Origin of the sequence: Desulfococcus sp. (assembly GCF_041737845.1) — a bacterium.
In the GTDB taxonomy this organism is placed as follows: Bacteria; Desulfobacterota; Desulfobacteria; order Desulfobacterales; family Desulfococcaceae; genus Desulfococcus.
Window position 1 is genome coordinate 1 of record NZ_JBGSQX010000151.1, and the last position, 11,043, is coordinate 11,043.

The window sequence follows — 11,043 nt, forward strand, 5'->3', positions numbered from 1 at the left end:
GACGAAGAACGCCCGGCTGTTGGAAAGGAGGGTGAGCACCTTCTGGTAAATGGCGATGACGGCGTCGATAAAAGCGATCTGCGATACGGCGGCCGTGCTGATATGGAAATGGGCCTCCAGGGCGTCGAAGGTCAGCCGGAAAGCAGGAGGCAGGATCGGCGGCAGCCCGGGGATGGTGGATCCGCCGGACAGCGACTGGAGGGTCTGGCGGGCCGCCGTCAGGCTCCGGACGGCCGCCTGGGCCCACTGGATGGACGTGGCCTTGTCCTTTTCCGCGAGCGCGGACATGGTCGCCGGCGGGACGACCGGCGGCGCCGCACCGGCCGGCAGCATCGCATCCATCTTGGCGAGCGTATTCTTGCCCACCCGGCCGTCCCACTGGGACGGGTCCGTGGGAAATGCCTTCCGCTGAAAGGCGATCACGGCGGTGAAGGTCTCCTGACCGTACTTCCCGTCCGGGTCCGGGTTCGGTCCGTTGGGAAAGGAGAGGGGCAGGGGGAATCCCAGCGCCACCAGGGCTTTCTGGATACGCCTGACCGCATCCGGATTGTCGGGCGGAGGGGCCGGCTTTACCGCCGGTCCGCCCGCGGCGGCCTGGTCCAGGCGGGGGCTGCCGGCAAGGATGGAGGATTTGAATGGCATGACGAAACCTCGCTGTGATGCGCTTTCTTCCCAAAGGAAGAAAAATGCGATAAGTTGACGGCCCGCTCCCGCCGTGAAAGCAACCTCGATGCGGTTCGTAGGCCCCTCTGTTCATGCGGACCGCTCTTACCGCGGGACTCGGCGACTCATGGCATTTCGCCGCGACACCTTCGGACGCAGGCAGGTTGAAATTGATTCAGTGGATAGGAAACGGGTAAAGTTCGGGAACGGATCCCTCAAAAACAATATAGCAAAAATCTTATGCATAAAAGCGGCGAAGTCAACAACGGAACCCCGGTTCCACCGGCGCCTTTTATCGTTCATGCCGACGGACGGGAGGCATGGGGCGGGTTTCCTCCGGCGTCATCCCCCCGGCTGCCGCCTCGGGGATGACGCCCGGAGCGCAGGACGGTCCGCGAATCAGGCCGCCCGCATCTCTTCAATCAGCGTCTGGAGCACGGCATCGGCGTTGTCGACGGCGACCTGGCAGGTCCCGACCTTTTGATGCCCCCCGCCGCCGTATTTCAGCATCAACGAGCCGATATCGACCGTGCAGGTCCGGTTTACGATGCTGTAGCCGCAGGCCATGACGATATTCTGCCGCTGAAACCCCCACATCACCTGGATCGAGACGTTCTGATCCGGATACAGGCTGTACAGGAGGAAGCGGTTCCCGGTATAGATCTCCTCCTGGTTCCTCAGATCCAGGACGATGACATTGCCGTGGAGGGTGGTGTTGGCCCGGACCATCTCCCGATACAGCCGATCCTGATCGAAATACCGGCGGGTCCGCTCCTTCACGTCCTCGGTTTGCAGGATCTCCTCGACGCTTCTGCTGCGGCAGTAGTCGATCATGTCCATCATGAGGCTGTAATTGCTGATGCGATAGTCCTTGTAGCGGCCCAGCCCGGTTCGGGGGTCCATGACAAAGGAGAGCAGGTCCCACCCTTCGGGGGCCAGGATATCCTCCACCGCAAACGCGCCGGAGTCGGCCTTGTCCACCGCCCGGACCAGGTCCTCCAGGTGCGGTGCGTCAAAGGTCCCCGCCCCGCCGTAGTACTCGTAAATCACGCGGGCGGCGCTGGCTGCGGAGGGGTCGCTCTTGCCCCGGAACGCGCCATGGGCCTGCCGCTCCATCTCGCTGGAGTGGTGGTCGAACCAGAGGCCGCAGCCTCTGACGTATGGGATATTGGCCAGAATGTCATTTTCGTTCACCGCGATTTTTCCATCCTGGATATCCTTGGGGTGGACAAATTTGATATCCTCGATCATGCCCTTTTCCTTGAGCAGCGCGGCACATCCGAGGCCGTCAAAATCCGAACGGGTCAGCAGTCTCATCGTTTTCATTCTCCCTTGTTGGGGGTGCGTCGTCGAGGGGTGCTCCCATCCGATCATGCTTCAGCAGGACAACACACCGATATCAATATTTTATCCATAGAGCACACCTAAATCATTATAAAATATATTATGTGATTACCATGACCCGCTTCAAAAAAGTAGGGTAAATTTAACACTCTCTCCATGGTGCCGGAAAATCCCCCGGGAATCCGGCCCCGGGAAAGCTCGGACCGGCCCGCGCCGGAGAGCACTCCGGGCCTGTAGTTCAACAGCACCCGGAAGCTGAACGCACAGGCGTTCTCATGCCGGTTTGATGTTTCGGTTCGTTCGGAACACGTTCTGCGGATCCCATTTCGCCTTAACCTCGGCGAGCCGATCGATTCCCTTGCCGAGCGCCGCCTTCATGCGTTCGGGACCTTCGTCCTCCGTCAGAAAGTTGATGTACGTGCCGCCGGTGGAGAATGATTTCATATCATTCCACGCATCGCGGGCCCATTCGATGTGTGCCCTGTCCTCGCCCGGCTGCTCCCACGAACCTGCTATGTTCAGCACGTAGCGAGCCTCGCGGTTGCCGACGGGAGAGTGCTCCTCTGTGAATTGATTCAGAGCGCCTCCGATCTGGAACAAGATCACGGCCGAGTGAGGCGATTGGATTCTTGCCGCATGCTCGATGACCTTCTCGCACAGAACAGGTTCGATGCAGGAGAGGTACTCGCTCTTCCAGTAATAGCGCCGGCCCTTCGGCTGCGCCGCGTCGAGGAGCGACTGAATCTGCGTATACGGCCGGCGGACGAGCACATCCCCGATAGGCTTGCCGAATGACTTGATTGGGGCGACGACCTTTTCGCCTTCCTCGGGTCTCCCGTTGTAGCATGCAAGCAAAGCCACGATCGGCTTCCCATGCATCTCTTTCGGAAGCCACGGCGCAGGGGGCGCCGGGCGCATGAGCGCGACGAGCGTGAGTTCGAGAGGGGCTGTCTCTGCGAGCGTTCGGTACAAATCGAGCACCTTGGGCGCCTCGCTTGCAGGCCAGGCTACGGCGCCGCCGACAACTTCAGGACCGACGGGATGGAGCTTGTATTCGATGCCGGTAACGACGCCAAAATTCCCGCCGCCACCCCGGAGCCCCCAGAAGAGATCCGGGTAATCGTCGTTGCTTGCGCGCACAAGCCGTGCATCTGCAGTCACGACATCCATGCCGATGACGTTATCCGACGTCCAGCCCCACCGCCTCGTCAGGTAGCCGAAGCCACCACCCAGGGTTAGTCCTGCGATGCCCGTGAGCGAGACAAAACCGAGGACGGTCGCGAGTCCGTGCACCTGCGTTTCGCGATCCACATCGGCTATCAGGCAACCCGCCTGCGCGTGGGCGATCTTTCTTCGCGGGTCCACCCATACGCCTCGCATGAGCGACATGTCGAGCATCATCGCACCATCGGCGGCGGCCAGTCCCGCGATGTTGTGTCCTCCGCCTTTGATGCTCAGCAGCAGTTCATTTGCGCGCGCAAACTGCACGCACGTGATCACGTCATTGACGCCGAGGCAGCGGGCTACGATGCCGGGCTTTCTGTCGATCATCCCGTTCCATAGGATGCGGGACGCATCGTAGCCATCGTCGCCAGGCACGATCAGCGGTCCCTGCAAACGCATCTTCAACGCGTCGAGTGTGTCCTGCTTCAGGTCGATCTCGCGACCTGCCATCGTCTTCGCTTTTATGTTCATTTATCGTTCCTTTCTGTATCGGATCGTTGCGGCAGGAATGCCGGTTGCCCGACACCCCCCGCACAAGTGTTGGACTGAGCAAGGCTGGAAGGTGGCTGCTTATGTGCAAAGGTTCGCATAACCCACGTCTCATTCGATTGCAGAGGTACCGGACGATGGCCACCCGCTGGTGTCGGCGACTGGAGAACCGGCCCGGACGGGCAATGAGTCGGTGAAAGGAGATCGCTGCCATCGGCCTTTAAATTTTCATGCATGAAAGAGGCTAAGTCAATGGGATAGAATCCGGCGCCATGAAAGCTCTACCCGTCCCCGCTTTGACGTTTCGGACATCATCATTACCTTTACGGGACGTACAGCAAAGCTCGCATCTCGACGCCCTGAAGTTGAGGGTTCTCACCACCCCGCTGTTCGATTTCCACGCCAGAAAATAGGCGATTGAAACCCCTTAGCCAGGAGGCCGTCACATGCGCATGAACCGCCAAGGAATCAGGCCCGTCATCCTCTTCGGATGTCTTTTGACAGGAGCCGTCGTTTTTTTGCTCTCTACAGCGGTTTTCGGCGCCCCGGTGACCGTCTCCCCGGTAGGAAAAGAGGCCTTCCAAGACTACTGGTACCCCAACGGCGCCGAAATCAGCCGGTTTGCGCTCAAGCAGTCGCGCTACGGCGAGATCCACGAGGGCGACGCGGTCCTGGTTTTTGTCACCGAGCCCGTGAACCCGCAACTGCAGGTCAAGGCCGACCGGCCCGCGCCGGAAAATGTCCCGGTCCTGAAGCTCAACAGCACCCGGAAATTCTACACGGGCGTCTACCCCTATTCGGTCATGACGTCGGTGTTTGCTCCCGTGGACGTCCGCACCTTCCCCCTGCCGCTCAAGATCAGCTTCTCGGCCCAGGAATGGTGCGGCCATGTCTACGGGCAGATGAACCTCCGGGAAGGCCGCTACGATATTCAGGAGCACTCGTATTTCGAAGCGGAGGCCGACCGGCAGTACGCCGTCCCGGGCGCCGTCTCGGAGGACGCCCTCTGGACCCTGATCCGGATCGCGCCGGAAAGCCTTCCCGTGGGCACGCTCAAGATGATCCCCGGCATGCTCCATTCCCGTTTCGCCCATACGCCCATGGCCGTCCGCGAGGTTGTTGCCACGCTCGATGCGGCGGACCGCGCCAGCGCCGAAGGCCGGGAACTCGCGGCCTACACCGTCCGCTACCCGGAGAGCGGACGGATGCTTACGATCTTCTTCGAGCGGGAATTCCCCTTCCGCATCGACGGCTGGCGGGACGCTTCTCGCGCCGCGCCCCATTTCGGCGGCAAAGAGCTGACCACGGAGGCCCGCCGGACCCATATCCTGATGCTCGATTACTGGAACCGGCACACCAACGCGGACCGACGGTTTCTCCAGAACCTGGGCCTTGGCGTCGAATGAAGGCGAAGCAGGTGAAACGTTTGCTGCATGGTGCGGGAAGGGGTTGCCGTGAGGCTACTCCTTATCCCGACCGGTTACTCTGAACGCGTTTTTTGCTCCTTGTGTCCTCTCCACGAACTTGAATTCATTTCTCCCATTCCCTCAGGTTTTCATTTCCAGGAGATTTCGGATGCGGGCGGCTGGCCACCCATGCCTGAATACGTCTGCGGATGTTCCACCTCTCCTCCACCTCAGCCTTGGTTATGTAGTCTGCGGCAAAGGGGAAGGGGTGCAACGGAGGAGGGTAAAGGAAGTGCTCATAGTTATAGAACTGGATCTTTCTTGGTGGAGAGATGAAACTCTCTCCGCTCAAACGAGTCAGACAGCCAAGTGCGGAACCAGCGATCGTGAAATGCGTGCCCTCAATCGTCTGTTCGTTCCCAAGAGCATCCACGAGAACAGCTAAGAGTTCCTCCGGAGGTGTTGCGGGCGAGTCAAGAATTTGAAACGCCAGCGCCAGGGCGGTCAGGTGCCTGACATAATCAACAGGATCTCGCAGATATGGCCAAAGCCGGACCATCGCGCTTTCCTCACCGATGTGCTGGAGCATGGCGGCGATCCAGATGTCCATGATCGGACCCCGCATGCCCAGTTCCCCGTACAGGGGATCTTTCGCCGGGTTCCCTATTTCCAGCACAAGGTCATAGCAAATGTCTTTGATACGGAAATCAGGATCGCTGAACCGGTCCAAGAGCACCGGAACTGATGCAGCGCCGCCTTGTATGAGAGACAGTTTGCTGTCCTGACCCTTCTCCACGTCCGCAGAGGTCAGCTCCCGACCGGGAAGGGGCAGTGAGGATAGATAGGTGTCGAGGCACTCGTGTAACGTTCTGCTGGTATCAGCGCTGTTCAGCATAGTTGGTAGCTCCTTCTGTGATAACGTCGTAAGCCGCCCAGGATCAGAAGCTCAGCAGTAAAGTATCACCGGTATGCAACTTGCCATTGCAGTTCGAATCATCGCCATCCCGGCGGCAACCATCCGGTGATTATCGTTCGCATGGTCGCGTGGATCAGGACAACTTCGTTCGTGTCACACCAGTGATATTGTTGTGTGATAGCGTGACCTCAACGCGGTATCGCGTTCCATCCGGGTACTTGAAGACTACGGTGCGAGTACCGTTAATCGTTCCATCCGCATTGACTGTCCCCCCGACAAGCCCTGTGTCGGACTCCAGGATCGCGCCGATCAGCCCGAGCTCCGCAGCCAGCCCTTTTGAATGAGCGCCCGTCGTGTCGGATCCATAGTCTCGTTGTCCTTTGGTCGTGCCAAGTTGTTTCTCTCGCTGTTCAATGAGTTCATGGAGGAGCGCAGCTCTCGCATTCCAACCGGGCTGACCACTCCCCAGACTCTCGATGTCAGCGATGTCAATCTGAGACAGCTCGTAGCTCCCGACAATCGGTATTCCTCCGGCGACCACGTCGACAGTCGTGGTCCCTGATTCGGTTGTCAACGACCACAACTGGTCAGCCAGCGCCTTCTCTTCCGCATTCGGGCCCGTTATTGAGGATGTATGCGCGGCGCGGATCGGATCGATCTTGACTTGTCCCGACGTATCGACGGAGACGTAGTAAAAGTTGCGGAGGCCGGCGTTCAGCAGTGCGATCACACGGGATATATGGTCTGTCGTCCCGGTGAGCTTGAGTTTGGGCTGAAGAGTTTGGCCGGTATGTGATTGCTGCACCACGTGGGCCAGCTCGTGGGCGAGCAGCCGATCCGCTTCCCGGGTTCCGGGTCGTCGTTTCCCTGCACCGAAGTAGATGTCGCGGCCGAATGTGAAGGCTTCAGCGTTCAATGCTTCTGCCATCCCGGCGGATCTCGCATCGGCATGGATCCGGACCTGCCGGAAGTCATGACCGAAGCGCGGCTCAAAAAAGGATCTCTCCTGTGGTGAAAGAGTCTGGTCGCTGCCCTGAATTGCCTGAACGCTTCCTTCGCTCTTTTCGCTGGTCCCTGCTACCGGCTCGGGCATATGCATCGCCTGCTCTGCGGCGCGATCTGCCTGCTGCTCGGTTATATCTCCTGGAGTACCGATCGTAAGTTTCGGCTGAATATAGGCATTGGCATGCACTGGCATCCGGCTGAAATCGTGACCGACGCTGGCATTATCAGTTGGCGAGGCTGCTTTGAAATTCCTCGTACCTGCTTCTAACATCCCCTGCACGGCCTGATTCCCGATCGTGCGCTGCAGGTGAAGAATCGAGTTCACGATATGGCTGTGCTCAAGGATTGCTCGACCGGGTACCGCAGATTTGGGGGGTGTAGCCTGCTGAGGTGCCTTTGGTTTCTGTACGGAAGTGCGCATGCTATACCTCCTTCTATCCGAATGTTAAAACGCCTAACCTTATTCACAAGGCAATACCGGACCGGGGCCGGCGGGTTTCTCGGTGCCGGCCACCGCGACCCCCAAAACAGTGCCGCCGCCATTGACACCGCACCATCGCCAGCGTTACTCCCTGGCGCGGGCGCATGCGTCCGTTTTTCCTCCGGGCGTTTCAAGCTCTGCGACCAATTGGGCCAGGTTGTCCGCCGAGTTCAGGGCCTGGGCCGGGGTCGTTATCGCGCTGCGGATGGTCGGACCCATTAAGGACCCGCCGCCGTGCGTGATCCCGATCATGTGAAAGAACTCATGCGTGACCACATCCCGCCGGCAGTTCGGGCCGTCCGGGTTGAAGAAGGTTGTCCCGCATTGGAGGCCCAGGTCCGGCGAATTCAGGAACGAGAGCGCATGGAAGGATGCCGAAACCCGCCGCAGCGCCACATCGGTTCCCGTGGAGGTCTTGAGGTTGATATTTCTGAGCATCAGGTTCGTCGCCGAGTCCAGGTGGGGCAGGGCGGCCTGCTGATTGGCGGTGCTGAGGTTCAACCATTTCGCGGCGATGTTGAACATGCGCGTCAGCGTCGGCGAGAGGGGCTTGTTGTCCCGGATCGCATTGGCGACATCGAACAGTTTGTCCCGCGAACTTCGCAGCGTCGATCGACTCGACCTGACCGCCCTGGCCATGATGTCCGCGTCCGAAGCCGCGGCGGAAGTGCTGCCCGTGACCGACAAGGCCAGACCTGAGCTGCGCGGGGCGGCGACATCGATCGGAGTCGCCTGGAACAGGATACAGGTCCTTGCATTCGGGGCTGGCTGCTCCTGCGCGAGGATCTCTTTGTCCATAGCCGCGATCGTCATCTTGCCGACGATGTTGTCTGCCTGCGTCTGATAGCTGCGGTTGACGATATTTCGCTTCCGTTTATATGCGAGCACCGCAGCGGCGGTGGCGGGGCCATACATCCCATCCGGCGTGATCGCTGCGCCGTCCAATTGGATCAGCGCCAATTGAACCTTCTGAACGTGATCTCCCTTTGCGCCCGAGACGATGTGCGCAGCGTCCGACACAGCGGCTGCTTCGAGTTTCACGTCACCGCGGAAGAGTTGTGATTGAAGTGTCATGATAACCTCCATCTGTTGCAGGCCCAGGCTTTAGATCCCAGGCCGCGCGGAATATGCGATCCTTTGTGAAGCCGCTCGTCGGGTGTGAAAATATCATAGCGTGCCAATGAGTTAGGAGCGATCACAGATTTCTTTCAATCTTGCCAGCGCCTTCGGCCGGGCCTGATTCATGTATTCTTCATACGCTGGCGGTGCATCCATGTCGACCTTCACTTCAGTTGTACCATCGCGTTCGCTCAAGGTGTAATTTTCGAACGCCGTGGTCCAGGCTTTAAAGCTCTCCGGATCCAGCATTTCAGTCCAGACCTTTTCCCTTTGGGCATTGATGATGATTGTAAAATGCAAGGTTTTCATATTTCCCTCTATTTTTAAGATGAGATTGAGGTCAGGGTTCTGCGATTTTCGGTTTTCGAGCAGTCGAATTGCGAAAAATTACTTCCCCATTTATCCACAGGGACTTTGGGTCTGATAGGTTGATATTGTAGTATATTTTGGGAGATTATTGCCTTTGGCTCGATATTGGTTAATCGCTGCGAAACATTTTTATTCGCAAAATGAGAAAATCTGAAAGATGTGCCGGATTGGAAAATAATCTCGCTTTTCAAACAGATGGGTTGAATTCTGATTGCGTTACTCCTGTGACAGGAACGATCCGGAACAGCAGCAAGTAATGGATTTATCGTGGGTTGAGAAGGGAGATGGAAAATTTCAAACGGAAGATTATGCATAAAATCGCCAAAGTCAACGATCCGGGAAAACCGTCACCCGGCCGCCGTATTGTTTCGGGTACCCGGCAGCAGCCTCCGTGTTTCGATAATGGGCGGTTTTGCGGCATAATGTAAAAAATTTGCTTTACTTATTGTATACATTTATATTGACATTTGTATGTCTCAGGCGTATTTTTATCATAAAAAAAGCCTGGGTGCGCCGAGACACGCCCTGCAATGAGCACCGGCGCCCATGAACATGGGTATGGTAATGGCGATGACATTAATGAAGAGGCCCTGAATGACGTCAATGGAACCGACGGATTTGACCGAAACCCAGCGCAGTTTTCTAGACTATCTCGACCGGGAGATCCGGGCGGCCGGGCAGGCCCCCAGCCTGAGGCGGGCGGCCGCGGACCTGGGCCGCAAGGTCTTCTTCCTGGCCTCCACGGATCTGACCCACTACGGACCGAACTACGGCTTTTCCCCGAAGGGCAGGGGAACCGAGGCGCTGGAGTGGGTGAGGGACGTGAACGACGCGGGCTTCATCGCCGCCCTGTTTGCCCTGGACGGCCGGGAAGTGATCCGGCGGGGCAACGAAGACAAGGCGGCATGCTCCCCGGGCGCGGCGGCTGCGGCCGTCGGATTCTCCCGGGCCCTGGGGTACACGAATCCCAGGCTCTGCGGATACTACACCAGCCATGACGTCCACCCCTCGGAGAGCTTCGTGGGGTACTGCTCCGTGGTATACGAATAGTCGATCCCGGCGGAATCCGCGACCGGATCCCCGCCGCAGTGGGCTTCACGGGAACCGGGCGGATCCCTCCACCTCGAAACCGGCTGCCCTGAGGGCCCGCACGGCGGCTGCGGCCTTGTCGAGTTTCCAGAGGATGTAGTCCGTGTCGTAGGTCGATACCGCGAAGACGCTGATCCCCGCGGCCGCAAGGGGGACGGTGATGGAGCTGAGGACGCCGATCATTCCGAAATCCAGGGGCCCCTCCACCTCCCAGAGAGTCCAACCGCCCTCCTCGGTGCCCGCTCCATGGACCGCGTCGGAGGCGCACACGGCGGACAGTTCCCGGTCCGTCCGGGTCACGCTCAGGAATCCGGCGGTACGGGACAGCTCTTCCGGAAGCGGAGCGTCCGCCTCGAACCGATATACGGAATAGTCGCCGTCCTTCGCGATGATCCTCATGGGAACCCTCCCGGCCGGCCGTATGTTTCCCGCCCGGCCTCGCTAGGCGCCCGCCAGGCGGGCCGCGCAATCCTTGAATTTCCTGCCCCGGTCGAACTCGTTCCGAAACATGCCGAAGGAGGTGCAGCCCGGGGACAGGAGGACCGTGTCCCCCGGTGCGGACTTCTCCAACGCCCTGAGGACGGCCTTGTCCAGGTCGTCGTAGGGACCCTCGTAGGAAGTGCCGTCCTGTTCCAGGAGGGTGCGGAGCTTTTCGGAACCCGTCCCGGCAAGCAGGACGATGGCCTTCGCCCGCCGATAGGCGGAACGCACGGGTCTGAAGTCCAGGTTCTTGTCCGTACCCCCCGTTATAAGAACGATCGGAGTCTCGAAGGCGAACAGTGCGGCTTCCACGGCCTGGGGCACCGTGGCAGCCGAGTCGTTGCAGAACCGGACGCCCCCGGACTCGAGGAACATCTCTAGCCTGTGTTCCACCCCCGGGAACTCCCCCAAAGCCCGGGAGATCGCCGCGGCCGGGGCGCCCATCAGCCGGGCGGCCA

General features: G+C 59.3%; 11 protein-coding genes. 2 read left to right on the top strand and 9 right to left on the bottom strand.

Annotated elements, in window-relative coordinates:
• The 3 genes from ACEW8N_RS18690 to ACEW8N_RS18700 all read right to left on the bottom strand — a co-directional run.
• A partial coding sequence (locus ACEW8N_RS18690) for a peptidoglycan-binding protein (RefSeq protein ID WP_373501379.1) occupies positions 1-642 on the bottom strand: 642 nt, incomplete at its 3' end.
• Positions 643-1,062: 420 nt separating this feature from the next.
• The gene (locus ACEW8N_RS18695; RefSeq protein ID WP_373501380.1) at positions 1,063-1,980 is read right to left on the bottom strand and encodes an exopolyphosphatase; all 918 of its coding nucleotides are present in this window, start codon (positions 1,978-1,980) and stop codon (positions 1,063-1,065) included.
• 300 nt (positions 1,981-2,280) lie between these two features.
• Complete coding sequence (locus ACEW8N_RS18700) at positions 2,281-3,702, bottom strand: FAD-binding oxidoreductase (protein WP_373501381.1); 1,422 nt, start codon at positions 3,700-3,702, stop codon at positions 2,281-2,283.
• Between the two features lie 470 nt (positions 3,703-4,172).
• Between ACEW8N_RS18700 and ACEW8N_RS18705 the strand changes: the two genes are divergently transcribed.
• Positions 4,173-5,126: a hypothetical protein gene (locus tag ACEW8N_RS18705; RefSeq protein ID WP_373501382.1), complete on the top strand. Its 954-nt coding sequence runs from the start codon at positions 4,173-4,175 to the stop codon at positions 5,124-5,126.
• A 124-nt stretch (positions 5,127-5,250) separates the two neighbouring features.
• Here ACEW8N_RS18705 and ACEW8N_RS18710 read toward each other — a convergent pair whose 3' ends face one another.
• The 4 genes from ACEW8N_RS18710 to ACEW8N_RS18725 all read right to left on the bottom strand — a co-directional run bounded on the left by ACEW8N_RS18710 (position 5,251) and on the right by ACEW8N_RS18725 (position 8,956).
• Positions 5,251-6,021 (bottom strand): hypothetical protein, encoded by a 771-nt coding sequence (locus ACEW8N_RS18710; protein WP_373501383.1) that lies wholly within the window; start codon positions 6,019-6,021, stop codon positions 5,251-5,253.
• Between the two features lie 154 nt (positions 6,022-6,175).
• The gene (locus ACEW8N_RS18715) at positions 6,176-7,468 is read right to left on the bottom strand and encodes a DUF4157 domain-containing protein (protein ID WP_373501384.1); all 1,293 of its coding nucleotides are present in this window, start codon (positions 7,466-7,468) and stop codon (positions 6,176-6,178) included.
• A 144-nt stretch (positions 7,469-7,612) separates the two neighbouring features.
• The gene (locus ACEW8N_RS18720) at positions 7,613-8,614 is read right to left on the bottom strand and encodes a peptidoglycan-binding protein (protein WP_373501385.1); all 1,002 of its coding nucleotides are present in this window, start codon (positions 8,612-8,614) and stop codon (positions 7,613-7,615) included.
• Positions 8,615-8,713: 99 nt separating this feature from the next.
• A complete protein-coding gene (locus tag ACEW8N_RS18725) occupies positions 8,714-8,956 on the bottom strand; it encodes a hypothetical protein (RefSeq protein WP_373501386.1) in 243 nt (80 codons plus the stop codon).
• A 654-nt stretch (positions 8,957-9,610) separates the two neighbouring features.
• On the opposite strand from ACEW8N_RS18725, the gene amrB reads away from it, so the two are divergent.
• The gene (gene amrB / locus ACEW8N_RS18730) at positions 9,611-10,066 is read left to right on the top strand and encodes an AmmeMemoRadiSam system protein B (protein ID WP_373501387.1); all 456 of its coding nucleotides are present in this window, start codon (positions 9,611-9,613) and stop codon (positions 10,064-10,066) included.
• Positions 10,067-10,111: 45 nt separating this feature from the next.
• On the opposite strand, the gene ACEW8N_RS18735 is transcribed toward amrB, so the two are convergent.
• Positions 10,112-10,504 (bottom strand): ACT domain-containing protein, encoded by a 393-nt coding sequence (locus ACEW8N_RS18735; protein ID WP_373501388.1) that lies wholly within the window; start codon positions 10,502-10,504, stop codon positions 10,112-10,114.
• A gap of 42 nt (positions 10,505-10,546) precedes the next feature.
• Positions 10,547-11,043, bottom strand: a 497-nt coding sequence (locus ACEW8N_RS18740; protein WP_373501389.1) for a glutamate ligase domain-containing protein, incomplete at its 5' end; no start/stop codon positions are given.